Raw genomic sequence first — 22,979 nt, 5'->3', positions numbered from 1 at the left:
GAATTCGGGTTGCTGTATTTAGTTTGCTGCTTTCACGAAGCTAAGTTCGTAAAAGTCTCTAAATGACAACATTTTAGCCGGAGGATGCAATTTTCAGTCCATGCTATAGCGCCAAATTAATGGCTGCTCAGTACAAAACAAACACTTACAAATATACAGAACGTTAGACACAAAAAAGGCCACCTTGCGGTAGCCTCAGTACGTTTTGTCTGATTAGGGGTGAATATTCCACAGCAGTTCGCCTTTGCGAGCGGCGACATCATATTCAATACACACTAATCCAGAGGTCGGAAACATAGGTGCAACCATTCCCGGAACAAACTCAGAAACCAAATACCCTACGAGAGGTAAATGTGACACCAGCAAAACCGATTCCAGTCGTTCTGTTTCAACGCAGGCAGCAACAAACTCGAAGACATCTTCTGACTGACCGTATGGTGTGATCTCTTCACACACTTCAACCATATCTGCCGAAAAGTGTTGCGATATCTCTTGCCAAGTTTGTTGAGCGCGCAAGTAAGGGCTCACAAACACTTTGTCTATATGTGTAATATTCTTCTGAGTCACCCCTGCTCTTGCAACAGCGACAGACTCATTCCGACCTCTATCCGTCAAGGCTCGCTCTGCATCACTGGGAGCATAATGCTGGGCTTCTCCGTGACGCATAATAAAAATTTTCATCTTTTTTACCTTAGGTTTAATGCAGTCTGTTGCTGCTTGGCGGCGATTATAATCGCCTTTCACCCTATTTCGCGACCACTTTTGCCGCAATTTGTGAGTCCTTTATATTACGCAACTCTCATGCCATTTATCTCCGTTGAGTCTAGGTACATCCATTGCATTTATCGCTCAAAGGCCCCAAATTAGCGTAAATTTCAAAACTATCAGTCTGTTAAAAACCCAGCGAAAAGACTAAAATGACAATGTGTTATTAAAAGTTCCAAGTTTATAAGCGCTCTCGTTTATAAATATCCAGTTCATAAAAACCCGATCTCGTATTTGCGGTAAGTAGTATCAGCGCCATACTTAAGATCCCGTGCTACTCCGGAGATTCCCTGTGCACATAAGTCCTAATGATTCAAACCGCTATCGACACTTCACTCTGCCAAATGCGCTGAGAGTGCTGTTGATCCAAGATGAAAGTGCGCAAAAATCTGCTGCTGCACTCGCGGTCAACGTAGGACATTTTGATGACCCTATTGATCGTCAAGGTATGGCTCACTATCTTGAACACATGTTGTTTTTAGGCACTAAAGCCTACCCAAAAGTTGGCGAATTTCAGAGTTTTATCAGCCAACATGGTGGCAGCAATAATGCGTGGACAGGGACAGAACATACCTGTTATTTCTTCGACGTAACAACCAGCGCATTTGAAAAAGCACTCGACCGTTTTAGTCAATTTTTTGCCGCTCCATTATTCAATGAAGAAGCGTTAGACAAAGAACGCCACGCTGTCGATTCAGAGTACAAGTTGAAGCTCAATGACGATTCTCGCCGCTTGTATCAGGTACAAAAAGAGACGGTAAACCCACACCATCCGTTTGCAAAGTTCTCTGTAGGTAATCTCGATACATTAGGCGACAGAGAAGAAAAATCCATCCGTGAAGAAATTATTGCGTTTCATGCCGAGCAGTATTCGTCAGACATCATGACGCTGACGCTTATGGGGCCGCAAACTCTTGATGAGATGGAACAATGGGTCACCGATAAATTTTCAGCCATTGAAAACAAACACAGACGCGGAAAATCAATCAGCGAACCGTTTGTCACTCCTGAACAAACGGGCCTTACCATTCGCGTCGAGCCGTTAAAAGAAATTCGTAAGCTGGTAATGAACTTCCCTATGCCTAACGTAGATGCTCATTATCCCTACAAACCCTTGTCTTACTTTGCGCATTTAATCGGTTATGAAGGTGATGGCAGCTTACTGTTGGCACTGAAAGATAAAGGTTGGATAACGTCACTTTCAGCAGGAGGTGGTGCCAGTGGCAGCAATTATCGCGAATTTTCTATCAGTTGCACACTGACTGCGAAAGGGCTGAAAAAGACAGACGAAATTATTCAAGCACTGTTTCAATACCTTCGGTTAATTGAGGAACAAGGTTTGGACGAGTGGCGTTACCTTGAGAAACGTGCGGTATTGGAATCGGCTTTCCGCTTCCAAGAAACAAACCGTCCTATGGATATCGTCAGCCACTTAGTCGTCAATATGCAGCATTACGCCGCTGAAGATACCATTTACGGCGACTACCTGATGAAAGGCTATGATGAGGCGTTGCTAAGAAGTTTTCTGCCTTATTTGTCGCCAGACAACCTTCGGGTAACTGTCATTGCCCAAGGGCAGAATTACGATAAAGAAGCCAACTGGTACTTTACCCCTTACTCTGTTGAACCTTTTAGTGAGGAACAAAAGAGTATCTATGCTACGAATGACAAGACGTGGCCTCTGATTCTGCCGCCTAAAAACCCGTTCATCTGTTACGATCTGGACCCTAAACCTGTTGTCGATGCACAACCGCAACCACAGATATTGCAAGACTTACCCGGCTTCCGTTTATGGCACATGCAAGACGCAAAATTTCGTGTACCAAAAGGCGTGATTTACATCGCCATCGATAGCCCACACTCCGTCGCGAATGTGCAAAACATTGTCAAAACACGTCTTTGTGTTGAGATGTTTTTGGATTCATTGGCGAAAGAGACCTATCAAGCAGAGATTGCAGGTATGGGGTACAACATGTATGCCCATCAAGGTGGCGTAACGCTCACTATTTCTGGTTTCAGTCAGAAGCAACCTCAGTTGATGGAAATGATTTTGTCTAAATTCGCGGAGCGTAGTTTCAGTTCCAAACGCTTCGACACCATCAAGCAACAAATGCTGCGCAACTGGCGTAATGCGGCTCACGACAAACCCATTTCTCAGTTGTTTAGTAATATGACGGGGCTATTGCAGCCCAACAATCCGCCTTATCCTGCTCTGCTTGAAGCGCTAGAAACAATAGAGGTTGACGATCTAGCAGAGTTCGTCGATTTGATTCTTGCCAACTTGCATGTCGAGATGTTTGTTTATGGCGACTGGCAAACACAAGACGCGCACGATATGGCAGAAGTGCTCAAAGATGCATTAAGAGTTCAAAACCAAACGTACGAAGAGTCTCTCCGCCCTCTTGTGATGTTGGGTAACAGCGGAACTTTCCAGCGTGAACTGAACTGCAACCAAGATGATTCAGCGATTGTGGTTTACTATCAGTGTGAAGATACAGAGCCACGCAACATCGCGCTCTATTCGCTGGCGAATCACTTAATGTCGGCAACCTTCTTCCATGAGATTCGTACCAAACAGCAGTTGGGCTACATGGTTGGGACGGGCAACATGCCAATGAATCGTCATCCGGGTTTGGTACTTTACGTACAATCACCCAATGCAGCCCCAAGCGATCTCATTTTTTCCATTGATGAGTTTCTGAATGCATTTTATTTGGTTCTGCTTGAACTGAATGATTACGAATGGCATAGCAGTAAGCGTGGTTTGTGGAATCAAATTTCTACGCCAGATCCGACACTCAGAACACGAGCACAACGCTTATGGGTCGCGATCGGCAATAAAGATTGGAACTTCAATCAACGGGACATCGTACTTGAAGAGCTCAAACAACTGAGCAAATCCGATATGATTCGTTTCGTAGTTAATACACTTAAACCAAGAACGGCCAACCGACTCATTATGCATACTCTTGGCAATGCTCATCAGGACTGCGAACCCCTTCATTTAGGGCTAGAAATTGGGTCAACGGAAGAATTCCAGCTCAGACCAAAAGCGTATGACATCGGCTAAAATTGCATAGAAATAGGAGTTGCGTAATACAACTCCTATTTGTGATTTGATAGTCCTTTCAGGCGGCTACTGTTCCGATTCAATGATATTTTTCAGCGAGTGAGGGTGTAATTTAATACATACTCCCTGCCACTTGAATGCCACCGTCGGGTTATTCAATCGCTCACCTTCGCCCTTGGGACTCGATAGCTTCACTTTGACACCTTTGTCTGCAAGATTGCTCCAGTTCAACGCAAAATCAGGAAACACCTGTTTCAAATCCTCCAGATATTCATCAGCAGTTTGAGCTTCTGAAGGCACAACAAATTCTACATGTTCCCAACTTTGTTCAGGGTAAATCTTACCTTCTGCGGGATAAGGCAGTTCTAAACACTCGATTTGCCACGTTTTAATCGCCAATGGTTGATTAAATGCGATCACAATAATTGGGCGGCCATTAATCTGAGTTTGAGAGATCACCTCCCCTTCATGAGCCCAAGCTTGATGTGCTAATTTTGCTAAATCCAAGTCGTTGATCCGCATCGCGATATGGTCAAGTTGATAGGCCGATAAATCCAACTGCAACACAGACGTTAATTGCTGAATTTTTTCGATAAAATTTCCTAAGTTTTGTTTCATCTGATTAGGATGAAGACCTACATCTAGCAAAGGCTGAAGCATTTTACGCGTCCAAAATAATGATTTTTCACCGATACTATCAAAAGCACGCGGAAAAGTAGTAAATTTCGCAATTTCTTCCCTATAAGCGCGCCAATAAAATTGTTATTATGTGCGCCAATTTATGAACTAGATCAAGATATGCATTCACTACTGTCTGGTGATTTACAACCATGTAGTGATTTTTATGCATACGCAACCAATTCCCAGAATTGAAGGACACCCGAGTGAATATTCAAGCACTGATTAATGACAAAGTATCTCAGGCTCTTGAAGCCGCTGGCGCACCAGCAGGAAGCCCTGCTGCCGTTCGCCAATCTGCAAAAGCACAGTTTGGTGATTACCAAGCCAACGGCGTGATGGGCGTTGCTAAACAGTTAGGTACAAATCCGCGAGAATTCGCACAAAAAGTCTTGGATGTTCTCGATCTCGACGGTATCGCAAGCAAAACAGAAATTGCTGGACCGGGCTTTATCAATATCTTCCTAAGCGAAGAGTTCCTTGCTGCTCAAGCTGAAGCTGCGCTTGCAGACCGACGTCTAGGTGTGGCAGTTGAAGAACAACAAACTATCGTGGCTGACTACTCAGCTCCTAACGTTGCGAAAGAGATGCACGTAGGCCACCTACGTTCTACCATCATCGGTGATGCGGTTGTTCGTACACTTGAGTTCTTGGGCCACAAAGTCATTCGTGCTAACCACATTGGTGACTGGGGAACTCAGTTCGGTATGCTAATCGCAAACCTTGAGCGTATCCAACAAGAGTCTGGCGAAGTGTCAATGGAGCTTTCTGACCTTGAAGGTTTCTACCGTGAATCGAAAAAGCTTTACGATGAAGACGAAGAGTTCGCAGTAAAAGCACGTGGATACGTTGTAAAACTGCAAGGTGGCGACCAATTCTGTCTAGATATGTGGAAGAAACTGGTTGACGTAACTATGGTTCAAAACCAGCGTAACTACGATCGCCTAAACGTATCTCTTACTCGTGATGACGTAATGGGTGAAAGCATGTACAACGACATGCTTCCAGCTATCGTGGCAGACCTTAAAGAAAAAGGCTTGGCACAAGAAGATGACGGCGCACAGGTTGTATTCCTAGACGAATACAAAAACAAAGATGGTGAGCCTATGGGCGTTATCATCCAAAAACGCGACGGCGGTTTCCTTTACACCACGACCGATATTGCATGTGCGAAATACCGTTACGAAACTCTAGGTGCTGACCGCGTGTTGTACTTCATCGACTCACGTCAACATCAACACCTGATGCAAGCTTGGACAATTGTTCGCAAAGCAGGTTACATCCCAGAAGAAGTGTCTTTAGAGCACCACGCATTCGGCATGATGCTGGGTAAAGATGGTCGCCCATTCAAGACTCGCGCAGGCGGTACTGTTCGTCTAGCTGATCTTCTCGATGAAGCAGAAGAACGTGCAGCGACTCTGATCGAATCTAAGAACCCTGAACTATCAAGCGAAGAGAAAGCTGAGATTGCTACTACAGTAGCAATGGCGGCTGTGAAGTATGCTGACCTGTCTAAACACCGTACAACTGACTACGTGTTTGACTGGGACAACATGCTAGCGTTTGAAGGCAATACTGCACCGTACATGCAATACGCTTACACTCGCGTTGCTTCTATCTTTGCTAAAGCCGGTTTGTCAATGGATGAACTGAGCGGTGACATCAAAGTTACAGAAGAGAAAGAGAAAGCATTGATCGCGAAACTGCTTCAATTTGAAGAAGCAGTACAAGCCGTAGCTCGTGAAGGTCAACCTCACATCATGTGTAGCTACCTGTTCGAACTTGCGGGTCAATTCTCTAGCTTCTACGAGGCATGCCCAATCCTAGTTGCTGAAGATGAGCAGGTAAAACAAAGCCGTTTGAAACTGGCTGCGCTAACAGCGAAGACCATCAAACAAGGCTTGTCATTGCTTGGTATTAATACACTAGAGCGCATGTAATACAGTTTGTCACTACAAACAAAGTGAAAAAAGGTTGGCAACATGCCAACCTTTTTTGTCTGCATTATCGTATAATCATTTCAGTTTTTATCATGGATGTTCTATATGAGTTTTCACCTTCACCCACAACTTGCTAAAGATACCGATGTGATTGGCCATTTCCCGCTCTGTGTTGCTCTACTCCATAAAGACGACGCTGTGCCATGGGTTATCTTGGTACCTAAAAAAGCGAATCTAAAAGAACTGCACCATTTACCAATGAATGAACAGCAGCAGTTTCTTGTCGAATCTCAGGCAGTCAATCAAGCTTTGGAAGCGTTATTCCAACCAGCAAAGCTTAACCTCGGCGCTTTAGGCAACATGGTTCCTCAACTGCATATCCACCATATTGCGCGCTTCGAAGACGATATCGCTTGGCCTGGGCCTATTTGGGGAAATACGAAGGGTACAGTTCGTAGTGAGAAACTACAGGAAGAGATGTTGGTGAAGCTACGCAGTTTGCTGTCGATGAGCAACATTTTTGTCACCGCTTAACGTTGCGTGTAACCATTAACTTTGAATACTCAAAGAGAAAGCCGCTTAATGCGGCTTTCTCTTTATTTCGTCAATGACATTATTTCTATTACATTGTGACCGTAACTGAAAGGCTATCTTGTTTGTTGATGATATAACGCACTCGCGTTACATATTGAGCAGCATTGGTATCTATCTGGCGCGAAATGACTCCCTTCTTGATCCAAATAGCAAGCATGGCATCAACACCGTCTTCACTGATTGAAAACCGCTTAGCCAGTTCCTTACGTGTGATACTTCCCTGCTCCTCAATCGCCTGTTTCAGTTCGGTCAAAATCATGCCACTTGAACCTCAAGAACATGCTGTTTACGCCCAGCTTTCTTCAGCATTTGGAAAACGGTGTAGTAAACAGCAACAATGGCAACTATCCAACTGATGCTTGATAGCGGATGACTGGCTAAATTTACCGCTTGATAGAATATTGCCGCACAACCATATGCTAAGCCCATTGTCCATGCGGCAATAAAGTAAGAATACTTTTTACCGAACTCACGAACGTATGCACCCATAGCGGCGACACAAGGCGTGTAGAGCAGAATCATGATCAGGTAAGAAAATGCTGCACTGCCACTTTCGAAATGTGAGTGCAAGTTACCGAAGATTGAAGAATCCACCTCCTGTTCTTGAGCAACTGCTTCATTATCAGAAAGGTCACCGATCTCAATACCCAGTGGGTCAGAGAAACTCAGTCCCATTAAGTTTTCAGGAACTGACATCACCGCTTCCTCTAAACTCGCCATTAAATCAAATTCGGCACCTTCTTCATCACTTACTGTGGTGTAAAGATTGTTCAACGTACCAACAACCGCCTCTTTGGCGAATATCCCCGTAATGATACCGACCGTTGCGGGCCAGTTATCTTTATTCACACCAATAGGTGCAAATACCGGAGTCACAACCTGTGCAGCTTTGGACAACACTGAGGCTTCGCTATCTTGATTACCGAAAGAACCATCAGTACCTACAGAGTTTAAGAAGCTTAAAATCGCCACCACAAGAACAATAGTTTTACCAGCGCCAAGCACAAAGCGGTTAAGCTTTTGCCACGTTTTAATCAGTACGTTTTGCAGTGTTGGAAGCTCATAGTCAGGCATTTCCATCACTAAGCTATCACTTGAACCTGGGTAAAGTGTTTTCTTGAGAACCCAGCCGGTAAACACCGCAGCAACAATACCGAGTAGATAAAGCGCAAAGACAATGTTTTGACCACTCTGCGGGAAGAAGGCTGCTGCAAACAGTGCATAAACAGGTAAACGTGCACCGCACGACATAAACGGAGCCATAGAAGCCGCTAACTTACGTTCGCGTTCTTGGTCTAAAGTACGAGTAGCCATGATCGCAGGCACGTTACAGCCAAAACCGAGTACCAAAGGTACAAACGCTTTACCCGGTAGACCGATTTTTTGCATCACCTTATCAAGAACGAATGCTGCACGTGACATATAGCCTGAACTTTCCAATACAGCTAAGAATAGATACAAACAGGCAATAACAGGAATAAAGGTCGCTACGGTTTGGATACCGCCACCAACACCATCCACCAGCACAGTCACGAGCCAAACGGGGAGATGATTATCAAGCAGATAATGCCCTCCATCAACCAGCAAGGCGCCCACGCCGATATCAAAGAAGTCGATAAACGCACTACCAATGTTGATAGAGAACATAAACATCAGATACATCACGGCGAAGAAGAAAGGCACTCCAATCCATTTATTTAAAATGATTTTATCGGCTTTCTCAGTAAAGCTATGACTCAGCTTACCTTCACTACAACGAATTTGTTTGCACTGTTCATGGAGAAAAGTGTACTTGGTGTCTGCCACATGTAAGTCAATATCCAGTCCGCACTCTTTTTGCTGTTTATAGACTTCTGCGCGGTCAGCTTCAGGCAAGCTGTTAATGACCATTAAATCGTTTTCAAGAGCACGAATAGCTAGAGCTCGTGCAGAAACATCTTGCTCTTTAAATAATGGGATTAAGTGCTGAATTGACGCTTCAAAGTTTTCGCCATAATTCAGTTCAATATCTTTGAGAGCGATACCTTGAATAAGTTGCTTATGCAGTTTCTCTTTGAAACGACGAACTTGTTCTCTGTTATTGGCTGAAAGGGTAAATACAGGGCAACCCAACATTTTCGCGAGCAATTTGGTATCAATACGTTGACGCTCACGCTTGAGAGCATCCATCTTATTAAGAACAACAACCATCGGTCTGCCGAGTTCACGCAGCTGTAAAGTCATATAGAGACTGCGTTCTAAACTGGTTACATCCACAACGTTGATTATCAGATCCGCCGGATGAGTTAATACCGCTCTTGATGCAATCGACTCATCAATACTATTGCTATCGTTACCACTGTCTAATGCATAGATTCCCGGTAAGTCCGTCAGTCTAAAGTCATCACCAGAGTGGGAATAACGGCCAGTTTTTTTCTCAACGGTGACTCCTGCCCAGTTCCCCACCTGCTGTTTTGCACCAGTTAGACCATTAAACAGAGTTGTTTTACCACTGTTAGGGTTACCTACCGTAAGCACTTGATATTGCATTATGCTTTCTCCACTTCAATAGACGATGCAATGCTCTCTCTCACTGCTAAAGATATTCCTCTCACTTCAACTTGTAGCGGATCGCCCATAGGTGCTCTACGAATCAGCGTCACTTCGGTATTTGGCAATAAACCCATTACCATAAGCTTTTTCCTAACCTCATTAGACAAACCGTTCATTGTAAGAACAGTGCCCCGGTCGCCATCATTTAAGTCAGATAGTTTCATAATGCATTTCGCCAATCGTAGTGTTAATGAGAAACATTTTTATTTGATATGTGAATGATACCCTCCTACTCGCCAACAAATATTGCGTGAAATCAAATATTGCTAAAATGACAACTCTTCTAAATGGCTTCTTTAATCTCGTCAAAAACGTCAATTTCAAAAGGTACTTTTAAATAATAAAACATACTGGCTTTTCAATACGTCGTGCAAAGACAAAATAAAACCATAAATAACAATGAGTTAAACTAAACGAATTGTGTTGTCGTTTTTCTTATAGAAAATTGTCGTTAATTTTATAAGGGTATAAATACGGTTTGATTATAGTCATTCCCGTCTTCACACATTCTCGAAGACATTTATTCCAGAAGTGATGCTATGTCACTCCGGCAGCAAGCGAAGGTGTCTTTGGCACCCGTGGTATAGTCCCCCGGCTATACCACGGTTTTTTTTATCTGCTGACACCGAATCAAGTTCCTTCATTTATATCTAACCAAAAGAACTTAAGAACAGACTAATGCTCGCTCTCCTACTGCCGTTATCTGACATTTCAATTAGCTTTGATTGGTGAAAATAACCTTCAATTCAGTAGCTTTAACTTGCGTTGATTTGACTAGGCGTTCCAATAGGAAAGCTTCCAATAGGAGTAAATAGTTATGCCTATTGAAAGCTTTTAAGAATAAGCCGAAAACTTAAGACGGGAATCTGGAAGATGGGTACCTAATCTTGGTGCTCATCAATAAACTGAGTAGGTGACAAGCCGAAATGGTGTTTAAAACGCTGACTAAAATAAGAAGGATCATTAAAGCCACACTCAAACGCAGCCTGTGACACCTTCTCTCCACTTAACAAGCGTTGACACGCTTTCTCCAATCGTACTTCGTTGAGATATTCTTTGAATGTTTTACCTGTAGCCATCTTGAAGCGTCTCTGGAAACTCCGTTCAGACATAAACATTATTTTAACTACGTTGGCTGTACTAAACTCAGCATCAGAAAAGTTGTCGACAACAAGCTGTTCAACTTTATTTAGCCACTGACACTCTGTGTCATCCAAGATTCTGTCCGCTGAATAGGTTGAATATGAACCTAGGTCTGTTTCCAATTGTTCAATATCTGCAATTGGCCAAGACAACTGTACGATATTCTGTTCCTTAGTCACATACACATTCATATCGCCCCCCGATTGCTCAACAAGATCACTGAGCTGATTGAGCGCGAACCCTGAGGTGGTTGTCATTGTTTGTTCGACATTTTTGGCACTTATGCCTTGGTCACTCATTGTCACAAAAACACGCGCATCGACTTCATAACAACGAACAATCAATGTCTGACTCTTGGATAGACGTTTCATTGCTTCCGCAAATAAGGCATTAAAAATCACGTCCAGATTAAACTGCTGTAATTCTACATAGCTTTTTCTGTTCTGAATCTCCACATCGAGAATCATTCCAGCAATACCGAACTCATCACTCCAACTGCTTACTACAGATTCTAGAACCAGAGATAAGTTGTGCGTTAGTGTCGTTGACTCACTATCTGAACGTACATTTTTAACTTGTTCCAACTCAATCCTAGCTTCTTCCACTAGTGTTTCTAATTCGGCCTGATTTGCGTCACGAGCGCCAAGCTTTAACTTTTCTAACCTTGGTTCTATCGCCAGTAAAATGTTTTCCAACAGTGCATGGCGAACTTGAATCTGTTTACGAAGTTGCAAGTTATTACTGAGCACGATTTTACTTTGGTGTCTAAGCTGACTGGTTTTCAAATCCACTTGCTCTTGGAGTAAGTGGTTTGCTTTCATCATCATTCTTGAGCGCCACCAAACAACGAATATCAACAACGAGATAAGGCTCAGTACATATACGACAAAGGCCGTCATAGAGAGATACCAAGGCTCTATGACGCGAAAAGATACATAGCTTTCAATTTTGGGGCGCTGTTCTAGTGTAGAACTACGCAGAAGGAGCTGATAATTCCCCGGACGCAAATGTTCCAGAGTGAGCTGAGATCCCTCAATTGGTAGCCACGGACTGCTTTCCGTTAACTTATACTCGATACTCAAGTTCACTGTTTGAGGTAAAGCACCAAAAGTCAGGCTCAGTGAACGGCCATAATCAACCCTAAACTCTGACGGTCCCCCTACCGATAGAAGCTTATTATCAACCTTGATTTGGCTAATAATGACCGGTGAATGAGGCAAACTTGAGACGGACAGCTCTTCTGCAGAAACCTTTACTAAACCCTGTGCAGAGCCAATCACTAGCTGTGGGTACGCCGAACCTTGGCTCGAAGCGCAAATGCTAGGAAGAAACTCATTGTTGATTAAACCATAAGGCTCGCCAAATTGTTTCTTAACTAAACCTTGATGACTATAAAGGGTTAATCCTCTAGATGAGGATAACCAAATCCCTTCAGACGTTTCCATTAAGCATTTGGGGCTAATGCTATCTTCAGCCAACATAATAGGGAGCAGAGCACCACTCTCATTACGCTGTTTGTACACGCCATAATCACTTGCGAACCAGACACTTCCATCTTGATCTTCAATCACCGAGTGATTTTGACCATACTCACTGCTCACACTATTAAAAGTGATTCTCTGATTTCTAATCGAATAGGTACCGTGCTCAGTACCTATTATGATGCCATTATGCCGCGTAGCTTTTAATTGAGTGATCGTTGCTGGAAGATAAGCGTCAACTATCCAATCGTCACCATATTCAACAAACGCTTTGGTAACAGTATTGTATGACCACAGCTTATTACCAGAAACACCCCATATTTCACCTTGGCGATCCACCTCAATTCGATCAACTTTAACGTGAGTGAGTAAAAGCGGAAGCAATGTCTCTACTACTTTTGATTCTGTAATATCGAACTTGACGAGTCCTTCATCGGTTGCCAACCATAAATCATTGCCCGTCAAGACACTATCGTTGACTTGCCCATCATAAATACGGTCTTTTAGTAATTGATGCTTAAAGTTAATGCGTGTAACGCCAACTGATGTTGTGAGCAAAAACTCATCGCTATCTTTCAAATATGCAATGCCCTTGAGATCTGTGCTCAAACCACTTTTGGTTAACTTTTTGGTCAAAACTCGATTAAATTTCTGCCCAAACATTGAGTAGTAAAAAACACCTTTTTCAGAAGCGATCCATATGCCCCCTTGCGCATCGTTTACTAGGGAAAATATTTTATGCCCTTTAAGCGAGTAGCCGCTATGTACGTTGCTCTTTAACTTAGTTGTGCTTTGATTCACCAATGAATGAACAAACAAACCATTTTCGGTCCCTATCCAATATTCATTTTCTGTTTCGGCAATAGACAGAACATGCGATTTGGCAATCTTTTGAGGCTCTAGTGATTTGTTGTTTAAATCGACTAACAACACACCATCCAGTGTGCCAACGAGCATCTCTCTACGCTTTTCCGAAAAAAATAAAGTTTCAACGTAATCATCTCCAGAACGAGGCACATGACTGAAACTGTGATTTTCAGATAAGAAAACACCTGAGTTTGTTGCTAGAACCCACTTTGAAATGCCGAATGTCGCATCATTAACCACGACCCTCTTTGACTTATCAAAATGGGTCAGTGTTTTTAGCGAGTAAGACTCGAGCAATAGCGATTGGGTGTTGTATGTGTAGAAATAATCTTTGCTTACCATCCAAATAGACTTTCCAGAGACGCCTATCTTATCGATGACAGTCCCCACAGGAAGATCCACGACACGGGTTCGTATGTCATTGGTTGATATTTTATTGAGGCTCCCGCCTAACACTGTCCAAAAAGCATTATTTAAATAAACCAGCTGCTGATAATCCTTGGATAAGATGGAACCTTGCCGAGGCAAAATCGCTTGCCCGTCAAAAAAGCGTATTTTGCCATGGACATCGTGCAGCCAAATACCACCCGCATCACCAACGAATAAACTCTTAGCTGCGTAGACTTTACCCTGTGTTTGAGTTGGCAGTGGATAAAACACAGAGGGAGACTTTTCTATGGCGTTTGCTGAAAACACGCCAAAGTAGAAGACAGCAAAGACAAGACACAAGATGCGATACAAAATAAGCCCTTTCTACGACCAAGGAGGGTTGCGAAAGTTAATTCGCGAAAAAAAAGAACTCGCATTGTATAGAAAAACAGCGGCAGTTGAAGGGGTATGTGTAATAAAATTTGATTTCTCAGCGAGAATCACAAAAGAAAAGCGATATACCATCGCCTTTCATTGAGTGAGTATGCGCAAATATTGTTAGGTAATAGCCTGAGTACTCAAAGTTATTTTGCGAGACATCCATAAAAGCTGTCACTCATAGAATGAAGAAAAGCAAAATAACTGCCTTTTTCTACAGGAATATCTATGCCTAGAGGATCTAACACTCCTATTTGAGCATCACTACCTCTTACCACACTCTCAATCACCGCTGGTTGAAACTGTGGCTCAGAAAAAACACATTTTGCTTCATTGGCAGCCAAAACCTTACGTATGCTAATAAGAGTCTTTGCACCTGGCTTTCTGTCTGGGCTCACCGTGAAATGTCCAATGTTGTTTAAGCCATAATGCTGCTCAAAGTAATCATAAGCATCATGGAAAACGTAATACGGCTTATGCTTTACTTGGTCTAGCTTCGCGGCAATTTCTTTATCTGTTTGATGTAATGAGTTAATAAAGTCGCTCAAATTTTTGTTGTATATGTCTTTATGCGCTACATCTGAAGTAACAAGAGCTTGTGTAATCGCTTTTGCCACCTGCTCTACCGGCTCTACGCCCAACCAAAAGTGTGGGTCATGAGTTCCATGGTTATGACCATCATGTTGATGTTCGTGTCCCGTTTCGCCATAAGAGCGCAGCTTCAAATCTGGTATTTCACTTAGTGTTAATACGTTGTCTTGCTGACTGAGAACTTTCTCCAGAAAAGGTTCCAGATCCTTACCAAACCAAATAACCAACGAACTGCGACGAATGGTTTTCACATCAGAAGGTCGTAGCGCGTAGTCGTGTGGTGACGCATTGGCTGAGAGCAAAACTTCTGGCTCGGTCACTCCCAGAGTCAACTCATGCGTTATCATCTGAATCGGTTTAATACTTGTCAGAATGGTATTTGCCCAACTAGAAAACGGTAAAACAATTAGACTCAATAAAAGAGTGATTCTTGAAAACATGGGATCTTGTATATCCTGTGGCGTTAATATTGGATAAATGTTACATTATAACATCAGTCAATTGCAAATGAGTTCCATTAATGTCAGCGCTTATTGAGTTGCAAGATATCTGCGTAGATTTCAACCAACTCCGAGTATTAGATCGCGTCAACCTTGCTCTTTCAAAAGGAAAGATAACGACCCTTATCGGACCAAATGGAGCAGGAAAATCGACTTTAGTTAGAGTACTACTCGGTCTTCATACACCGACTTCAGGTAATATCGTCAAAGCTAAAAATGTAAAGATTGGCTACGTCCCGCAGAAACTTAAACTTAACGATACGTTACCACTCACCGTAGAACGTTTTCTTAAACTCGCTGGTAAGTATAGCCGTCAGGAACTCACCGAAGCGATGAGACTGGTTGGTGCCGAACATTTGGCAAAAAATGATATGCACAAACTCTCAGGTGGTGAAAACCAACGAGTACTGCTTGCACGAGCTTTGCTACAAAGACCGGACATCTTAGTATTGGATGAACCGGCTCAAGGTGTTGACGTGCAAGGTCAAATTGACTTATACGATTTAATTAATACCATTCGTCAGCGTTTCGGCTGTGGTGTATTTATGGTTTCCCATGATCTTCATCTGGTAATGGCAAAAACTGATGAGGTGATTTGTTTGCATCACCACGTGTGTTGTTCCGGCACACCAGAGCACATCACCAAACACCCAAGTTATATTGCTTTGTTCGGTGACCGTAGCAGAGAAACATTGGCGTTTTATCATCATAACCATGAGCACCATCATCACGATCTTTCTGGTCAACCTGTAAAAGGCGATGCTGGTACATGTTCTCACCACTCCCATGGTCATCATCAACATGATTGAATTTCTACTTCCATCGATTCTTGCTGGTATTGGTATTGCGATTATTGCAGGACCACTAGGTTCTTTTGTCGTTTGGCGCAAAATGGCCTACTTCGGCGACACGTTAGCTCACGCCTCTCTTATGGGGCTTGCGTTGGGCTTTCTTTTGGACATCAACCTTTACTTCGCGCTGCTTATTTGTTGTTTAGGATTGGCCTTCATTTTAGTGACGCTGCAAAAGCAGCAGTTGGTTGCTACCGATACACTACTCGGCATATTGGCTCACAGCTCACTATCGCTCGGTCTGATTGCTGTTAGTTTTCTAGACAACGTTCGTATCGATTTAATGAGTTATCTGTTCGGCGATCTACTTGCAGTAAACCCTTCTGACCTAATCTTTATCTGGAGCGGAGTGGTCATTGTAGGTGCGATTCTGTATCTGTTTTGGCGGCCATTGCTCTCAAGCAGTGTTAATGAAGAACTTGCTTCGGTAGAAGGCATCAACATTGACCTGATGCGTTTGGTACTCATGTTATTAGTTGGTTTGGTGATTGCTGTTGGGATGAAGTTCGTCGGTGCTCTGATCATGACGTCACTGCTTATAATTCCGGCAGCCACCGCAAGACGACTGGCTCAAACACCAGAGCAAATGGCACTGTTTGCCGCTCTGATCGGCATCATCAGCGTACTGTGCGGACTGACTTTATCTTGGCACTTCGACACACCAGCCGGTCCGTCAGTTGTTATTAGCGCAAGCACACTGTTCATGCTGAGCCATATCGTAAAAAGAAGTTAATTTTCTTTAATACAGTAAAGCTTCCAATAAAAAACCCAAGCCTAAGCTTGGGTTTTCTTTATCTTGGATGAAATTACCAGCCGGTAACTTCACGTAGAGCTTTACCGATGTCCGCTAGGCTCTTAACCGTTTTCACGCCAGCTGACTCTAGTGCAGCAAACTTCTCGTCAGCCGTACCTTTACCACCAGAGATAATCGCACCAGCGTGGCCCATACGTTTACCCGGAGGAGCAGTCACACCCGCAATATAAGAAACAACAGGCTTAGTCACGTTTTCTTTGATGAACGCTGCCGCTTCTTCTTCCGCAGTACCACCGATTTCGCCAATCATTACGATTGCTTCAGTTTCTGGGTCTTCTTGGAACAGTTTTAGAATATCGATAAAGTTTGAACCAGGAATTGGGTCACCACCGATACCAACACACGTAGACTGGCCAAAACCTTCGTCAGTCGTCTGTTTAACAGCTTCATAAGTCAGAGTACCTGAACGAGATACGATACCTACTTTACCTTTCTTATGAATGTGACCTGGCATGATACCAATCTTACATTCATCAGGCGTGATAACACCCGGACAGTTAGGACCGATCATACGTACGCCAGTTTCTTCCAGCTTCACTTTCACATCGATCATATCGATGGTTGGAATGCCTTCAGTGATTGTTACGATTAGCTGAATACCTGCATCAATAGCTTCTAGAATTGCATCTTTACAGAATGCTGCTGGTACGTAGATTACTGTCGCTGTAGCGCCAGTTGCTTCTACTGCTTCGCGTACAGTGTTGAACACAGGTAGACCTAGGTGAGTTTGACCACCTTTACCCGGAGAAGCACCACCGACCATTTGCGTTCCGTAAGCGATCGCTTGCTCAGAGTGGAAAGTACCTTGTCCACCAGTGAAACCTTGGCAGATCACTTTAGTATCTTTGTTAATAAGTACAGACATTATTTGCCCTCCGCAGCAGCAACAACTTTCTGAGCTGCGTCAGTTAGCGACTCAGCTGCAATGATATCAAGACCAGAACTTGCAAGAACTTCGCGACCAAGTACCGCGTTCGTACCTTCAAGACGAACAACAACCGGAACGTTTACGCCAACTTCTTTCACAGCTCCGATAATACCTTCTGCGATCATGTCACAGCGTACGATACCACCAAAGATGTTTACTAGAACGGCTTTCACATTATCATCAGATAGGATGATCTTAAATGCTTCAGCTACACGCTCTTTCGTTGCACCACCACCTACATCTAGGAAGTTTGCAGGTTTGCCACCGTGTAGGTTAACAATGTCCATTGTACCCATTGCCAGACCAGCACCGTTAACCATACAGCCAACGTTACCGTCTAGAGCTACGTAGTTCAGTTCCCACTGAGCTGCGTGTGCTTCACGCTCGTCTTCCTGTGAAGGATCGTGCATTTCACGCAGTTTAGGTTGACGGTACATAGCGTTTGAGTCGATGTTGATTTTACCGTCTAGGCACAATAGGTTGCCTTCGCCAGTAATAACAAGCGGGTTGATCTCTAGTAGAGCTAGATCGTACTGAGAGAACATTTGGCCAAGACCTAAGAAGATCTTAACGAATTGTTTAATTTGGTCACCTGCAAGACCCAGTTTGAACGCAAGTTCACGGCCTTGGTAAGCTTGAGGGCCTACGAGTGGATCAATTGCTGCTTTGTGAATTAACTCTGGCGTTTCTTCAGCAACTTTTTCAATTTCTACACCACCTTCTGTTGACGCCATGAACACAATTTTACGTGTAGCACGGTCAACAACTGCACCTAGGTACAGTTCATTTGCGATGTTTGACGCTTCTTCAACCAGAATCTTAGCAACAGGCTGACCATTTGCGTCTGTTTGGTAAGTAACTAGGTTTTTACCTAACCACTTTTGAGCGAACTCTTTAACGCCTTCTTTAGTATCGTGAAGTTCTACACCGCCCGCTTTACCGCGACCGCCTGCGTGAACCTGACACTTAACGACTTTTTTTGCTGTACTGATACGGCCTGCTGCTTCGAAAGCTTCTTGAGGCGTATCACATGCATAACCTTCTGGTACAGGCAATCCAAATTCTGCAAACAGCTGTTTGGCTTGGTATTCATGCAAATTCATTTTGATATTCCGTTTGTTCTTCCTTTGAAGGAATTATTATTTCCATAACGCTACAGTCTTGGCTGCGTTCGCGTTCGTAGGGCTTTACAAATAAGTCGTTGAAACTTATATGAAGGCCAGATGTTGGGCAGTCTAGCCTTGGGCGCTATGGGCGTCTAGTCACCCTAGGGCAACTAGACGTTTTAGCGATATTAAATGTCTAATAGCAGACGTGCAGGATCTTCTAGTAGTTCCTTAACGGTTACTAAGAAGCCGACTGACTCACGGCCATCGATTAAACGGTGATCGTAAGATAGTGCTAGGTACATCATAGGTAAGATTTCAATCTTGCCGTCCACTACCATCGCGCGATCTTGGATCTTGTGCATACCCAAGATTGCTGCTTGTGGTGGGTTGATGATTGGCGTAGACATTAGCGAGCCAAAGACACCACCGTTAGTGATAGTGAAGTTACCACCCACTAATTCATCTACCGTCAACTTACCGTCACGACCTTTAAGTGCGAGTTCTTTGATGCCTTTTTCAACTTGAGCAAACCCAAGCGTATCCGCATCTCTAAGCACTGGCGTCACCAAACCACGAGGTGTTGATACCGCAATACTGATATCAAAGAAGTTGTGGTAAACGATGTCGTCGCCATCCAATGAAGCATTCACTTCTGGGTAACGTTTTAGAGCTTCTGTTACGGCTTTCACGTAGAAAGACATAAAACCAAGACGAATGCCGTGGCGCTTCTCAAATTGGTCTTGATACTGCGCACGAAGATCCATAATAGGCTTCATGTTGACTTCGTTGAACGTCGTCAACATTGCAGTGCTGTTCTTCGCTTCAAGCAGACGCTCGGCAATACGCTTACGAAGACGAGTCATCGGTACGCGTTTTTCGCTACGAGCTGCAACCGCAGCTGGCGCTGCTTCTTCCGCAACAGGTGCTGGCGCTGCTTTGTTTGCTGCTAGGTGCGCTTCGATGTCTTCACGTGTAATGCGACCACCTACACCAGAACCTTTCACGTCACTCGCTTCTAAGCTGTGTTCTGCAAGAAGACGACGAACTGCTGGACTTAGTGCGTCATTCGTTTCTTCAGTCAACGTCGCTTTGTGGCGTTTGTCTGGAGAAGCTGTGCTTGAATCCGCTGAGTCTTTAGTTGGCTCGCCTGCTACAACTCCAGGAGTTAGGCGTGCAAGTAGTTGTTTAGAAAGAACGGTTGCACCTTCTTCTTCAAGAATCGCTTCTAGTACACCCTCTTCTGGAGCTGGTACTTCTAAAACAACTTTATCAGTTTCGATTTCAACAATGACTTCGTCACGAGCAACCGTATCACCCGGTTTTTTGTGCCAAGTCGCGACAGTTGCGTCCGCTACTGATTCAGGTAAGTCTGGAACCAGAATTTCAATTGTCATATCTGTCTCTTCCTTTTACTTCTAGTTCTTAAGCTATGTTCAGAGCGTCATCAACTAACGCTTTCTGTTGCTTCAAGTGTACCGACATATAGCCTACTGCTGGTGATGCAGAAGCAGGACGGCCTGCATATTTCAAATCGGCGCCTGCTGGAATCGCCGCACGGAAATTGTGTTGACTACAGTACCAAGCGCCTTGGTTTTGAGGCTCTTCTTGGCACCAAACATAATCAACAGCATTGGTGTATTGTTCGATAGCCGCTTGTACTTCTTCCATCGGGAATGGGTAAAGCTGTTCAATACGAACGATAGCAACATCATCTTGTTCATTGCTACGACGTTGCTCTAACAAGTCGTAGTAAACTTTACCTGAACAGAATACAACGCGTTTAACGTTAGCAGGGTTCAAATCGTCAATTTCACCGATAGCTGGCAAGAATGTTCCTTGCGCTAGCTCTTCCATGCTTGACACACATAGAGGATGACGAAGCAGAGATTTTGGTGACATAACAATGAGCGGACGACGCATCTTACGTACAACCTGACGACGCAGCATGTGGTAAACCTGTGCTGGTGTAGAAGGTACGATAACTTGCATGTTTTGCTCTGCACATAGCTGCAGGTAACGTTCTAGACGTGCAGATGAGTGCTCTGGACCTTGACCTTCGTAGCCGTGAGGCAACAGCATAGTCAATCCACATAGGCGAGCCCACTTCTGTTCACCAGAAGAGATGAATTGGTCGATAACAACCTGAGCGCCGTTCGCGAAGTCACCAAACTGTGCTTCCCAAATCGTTAAACCGCCAGGTTCCGCTGTCGCATAACCATATTCAAATGCCAATACCGCTTCTTCGGACAATACTGAGTCCAGAACTTCGAATGGACCTTGATTGTCATGAATATTAGCTAAAGGAATGTACGTGCTCGCGTCTGCTTGGTTGTGTAGAACCGAATGACGGTGGAAGAAAGTACCACGACCAGAATCCTGACCAGAGATACGAATTCGCTTACCGATATCAACCAAAGTTGCGTAAGCCAGCGTTTCCGCCATACCCCAATCAAGTTTCTTCTCACCAGTAATCATTGACTTACGGTCGTTGTAGATTTTTTCCACACGACTTTGTAGTTTATGACTCTCTGGATGCGCACAAGTACGTGAAGCAAGCTCTTTCAGGCGGTCAAGATCAATTTGGCTGTCCCAATCAATATTCCAGTCGTGGCCTAAATACGGAGACCAGTCTACTGAGTGCATTGCCATTGGACGCCATTCTTTAACGACGACTTCACCACGATCCAATGCATCACGATATTCATTCACTAATTGAGTGGCTGTCTCAATATCGCATTCTTTACGATCGATCAGCACATCAGCGTATAGCTTACGTGGTGTTGGGTGTTTTTTGATTTTTTGGTACATCAAAGGCTGAGTTGCATTTGGCTCATCAGCTTCGTTGTGACCATGGCGACGGTAACAAACTAGGTCAATTACAACATCACGTTTGAACTCATTACGGTAGTCGAGGGCAATGCGAGTTACGAAAGCAACCGCTTCTGGATCATCAGAGTTAACGTGGAAGATTGGCGCCTGAACCATTTTCGCGATGTCAGTACAGTACATCGTAGAGCGGGTGTCGCGAGGGTTTGAAGTCGTGAAACCAACTTGGTTATTCACCACGATACGAACCGTACCGCCAACACAGTAACCACGAGCCTGTGACATGTTAAATGTTTCAGCTACGACACCTTGACCTGCAACCGCAGAGTCACCGTGAATCGTAATAGGAAGTACTTTGCTGCCATCTTCATCGCCTAGACGATCTTGACGTGCGCGCACTGAGCCCATTACTACTGGGTTTACAATCTCAAGGTGAGAAGGGTTAAACGCCAGTGCTAGGTGGACATCGCCACCGGGAGTTGCGAAATCCGCTGAGAAACCTTGGTGATATTTAACGTCACCTGTACCCCATGTTTCGTCGTGCTTGCCAGCAAACTCATCAAACAAGCCTTGAGGTTTTTTACCCAAAACGTTAACGAGCATATTCAAGCGACCACGGTGCGCCATACCAACAACAACTTCACGCATACCGTTTTTACCAGCATGACGAATCAGCTCTTTAGTCATTGGGATTAATGCATCACCACCTTCCAGTGAGAATCGTTTCGCGCCTGGGAATTTTGCGCCTAAGTAGCGCTCAAGGCCTTCCGCTGCGGTTAATTCATCAAGGAAAGTAGTTTTCTCTTCAAGAGTAAAAGATGGCTGACCGACTACTGATTCTAAACGTTGTTGGATCCAACGCTTTTGCTCAGTGTCTGTCATGTGCATGTATTCAGCACCGATAGAACCACAATAAGTCTGTTCTAGAGATTTGTAGATGTCCTTTAACTTCATGGTTTCTGTGCCAACGGCAAAAGAACCAACGTTAAAGGTTTCTTCCATATCATCTTCGGTAAGATTGTGGAAAGCAGGATCCAATTCCGCCACAGGTGGGCGTTTCCACAAATTTAGGGGGTCAAGTTTAGCAGCTTCATGTCCGCGGAAGCGGTAAGCATTGATAAGCTGTAATACTTTTACTTGTTTTGCATCGACTTCGGGGTCACTAACTTGGACATTGTAATGCTTTGTCTCTTGAGCGAGTCGTCGGAAGTAATCACGGACACGTGAATGCGGTTGTTCAACCACATTGTCAGGCTGCGTAGGCAGACCATCAAAAACACGTTTCCACTCCTCACTTACCAGATCGGGATCACTTAGATACAGTTCGTAGATATCTTCTACATAAGTTGCATTGGCGCCAGCCAAGTGTGAAGACTCGAGCCATGCCTTCATCACGCCGTTGTGCATTATTTTCCCTTAACTA

At 44.0% G+C, this 22,979-nt stretch carries 16 protein-coding genes; 5 read left to right on the top strand and 11 right to left on the bottom strand.

Going from position 1 to position 22,979, the window contains the following annotated elements:
- Positions 1-213: 213 nt before the first annotated feature.
- Positions 214-681, bottom strand: a complete 468-nt coding sequence (sixA, locus tag HUO09_RS02025; protein ID WP_167412998.1) for a phosphohistidine phosphatase SixA — start codon at positions 679-681, stop codon at positions 214-216.
- A 376-nt stretch (positions 682-1,057) separates the two neighbouring features.
- Here sixA and HUO09_RS02020 point away from each other — a divergent pair, with 376 nt between their 5' ends.
- Positions 1,058-3,835: an insulinase family protein gene (locus HUO09_RS02020; RefSeq protein WP_188232816.1), complete on the top strand. Its 2,778-nt coding sequence runs from the start codon at positions 1,058-1,060 to the stop codon at positions 3,833-3,835.
- A gap of 66 nt (positions 3,836-3,901) precedes the next feature.
- Here HUO09_RS02020 and HUO09_RS02015 read toward each other — a convergent pair whose 3' ends face one another.
- The gene (locus tag HUO09_RS02015) at positions 3,902-4,495 is read right to left on the bottom strand and encodes a VOC family protein (protein WP_188232815.1); all 594 of its coding nucleotides are present in this window, start codon (positions 4,493-4,495) and stop codon (positions 3,902-3,904) included.
- A 224-nt stretch (positions 4,496-4,719) separates the two neighbouring features.
- Between HUO09_RS02015 and argS the strand changes: the two genes are divergently transcribed.
- Positions 4,720-6,453, top strand: a complete 1,734-nt coding sequence (argS, locus tag HUO09_RS02010) for an arginine--tRNA ligase (protein WP_188232814.1) — start codon at positions 4,720-4,722, stop codon at positions 6,451-6,453.
- A gap of 105 nt (positions 6,454-6,558) precedes the next feature.
- On the top strand, positions 6,559-6,987 hold the full coding sequence (locus tag HUO09_RS02005) for an HIT domain-containing protein (RefSeq protein WP_188232813.1): 429 nt from the start codon (positions 6,559-6,561) through the stop codon (positions 6,985-6,987).
- An 88-nt stretch (positions 6,988-7,075) separates the two neighbouring features.
- Here the strand turns inward: HUO09_RS02005 and HUO09_RS02000 are convergent, their stop codons facing one another.
- The 5 genes from HUO09_RS02000 to znuA form a co-directional block, all read right to left on the bottom strand.
- Positions 7,076-7,306 carry a FeoC-like transcriptional regulator gene (locus HUO09_RS02000; RefSeq protein WP_188232812.1) on the bottom strand — a complete coding sequence of 77 codons (231 nt, stop codon included), beginning with the start codon at positions 7,304-7,306 and terminating at the stop codon, positions 7,076-7,078.
- The gene (gene feoB / locus HUO09_RS01995; protein ID WP_188232811.1) at positions 7,303-9,576 is read right to left on the bottom strand and encodes a Fe(2+) transporter permease subunit FeoB; all 2,274 of its coding nucleotides are present in this window, start codon (positions 9,574-9,576) and stop codon (positions 7,303-7,305) included. Before feoB ends, HUO09_RS02000 begins: the two co-directional genes overlap by 4 nt.
- On the bottom strand, positions 9,576-9,803 hold the full coding sequence (locus tag HUO09_RS01990; protein ID WP_102940817.1) for a FeoA family protein: 228 nt from the start codon (positions 9,801-9,803) through the stop codon (positions 9,576-9,578). Before HUO09_RS01990 ends, feoB begins: the two co-directional genes overlap by 1 nt.
- Before the next feature lie 717 nt (positions 9,804-10,520).
- On the bottom strand, positions 10,521-13,871 hold the full coding sequence (locus HUO09_RS01985; protein ID WP_188232810.1) for a helix-turn-helix domain-containing protein: 3,351 nt from the start codon (positions 13,869-13,871) through the stop codon (positions 10,521-10,523).
- 212 nt (positions 13,872-14,083) lie between these two features.
- Entirely contained in the window at positions 14,084-14,968 is an 885-nt protein-coding gene (gene znuA / locus HUO09_RS01980) for a zinc ABC transporter substrate-binding protein ZnuA (protein ID WP_188232809.1), read from the bottom strand.
- Positions 14,969-15,048: 80 nt separating this feature from the next.
- Between znuA and znuC the strand changes: the two genes are divergently transcribed.
- Both znuC and znuB read left to right on the top strand, forming a co-directional pair.
- The gene (znuC, locus tag HUO09_RS01975) at positions 15,049-15,837 is read left to right on the top strand and encodes a zinc ABC transporter ATP-binding protein ZnuC (RefSeq protein ID WP_188232808.1); all 789 of its coding nucleotides are present in this window, start codon (positions 15,049-15,051) and stop codon (positions 15,835-15,837) included.
- Entirely contained in the window at positions 15,830-16,612 is a 783-nt protein-coding gene (znuB, locus tag HUO09_RS01970) for a zinc ABC transporter permease subunit ZnuB (protein WP_167413682.1), read from the top strand. Before znuC ends, znuB begins: the two co-directional genes overlap by 8 nt.
- Before the next feature lie 73 nt (positions 16,613-16,685).
- Here znuB and sucD read toward each other — a convergent pair whose 3' ends face one another.
- The 4 genes from sucD to sucA all read right to left on the bottom strand — a co-directional run bounded on the left by sucD (position 16,686) and on the right by sucA (position 22,963).
- Positions 16,686-17,558 carry a succinate--CoA ligase subunit alpha gene (gene sucD, locus HUO09_RS01965; RefSeq protein ID WP_188232807.1) on the bottom strand — a complete coding sequence of 291 codons (873 nt, stop codon included), beginning with the start codon at positions 17,556-17,558 and terminating at the stop codon, positions 16,686-16,688.
- Positions 17,558-18,724 carry an ADP-forming succinate--CoA ligase subunit beta gene (gene sucC / locus HUO09_RS01960; RefSeq protein WP_188232806.1) on the bottom strand — a complete coding sequence of 389 codons (1,167 nt, stop codon included), beginning with the start codon at positions 18,722-18,724 and terminating at the stop codon, positions 17,558-17,560. The genes sucD and sucC overlap by 1 nt, the downstream gene beginning before the upstream one ends.
- Before the next feature lie 191 nt (positions 18,725-18,915).
- Entirely contained in the window at positions 18,916-20,124 is a 1,209-nt protein-coding gene (odhB, locus tag HUO09_RS01955; protein ID WP_167412928.1) for a 2-oxoglutarate dehydrogenase complex dihydrolipoyllysine-residue succinyltransferase, read from the bottom strand.
- Between the two features lie 28 nt (positions 20,125-20,152).
- Entirely contained in the window at positions 20,153-22,963 is a 2,811-nt protein-coding gene (gene sucA, locus HUO09_RS01950) for a 2-oxoglutarate dehydrogenase E1 component (protein WP_167412929.1), read from the bottom strand.
- Positions 22,964-22,979: the final 16 nt, after the last annotated feature.

The organism is Vibrio sp. Y2-5 (assembly GCF_014596725.1).
Taxonomy (GTDB): Bacteria; Pseudomonadota; Gammaproteobacteria; order Enterobacterales; family Vibrionaceae; genus Vibrio.
Note: the sequence above shows the minus strand (reverse complement) of the source record. Positions and strands in the feature narration are given on the sequence as shown.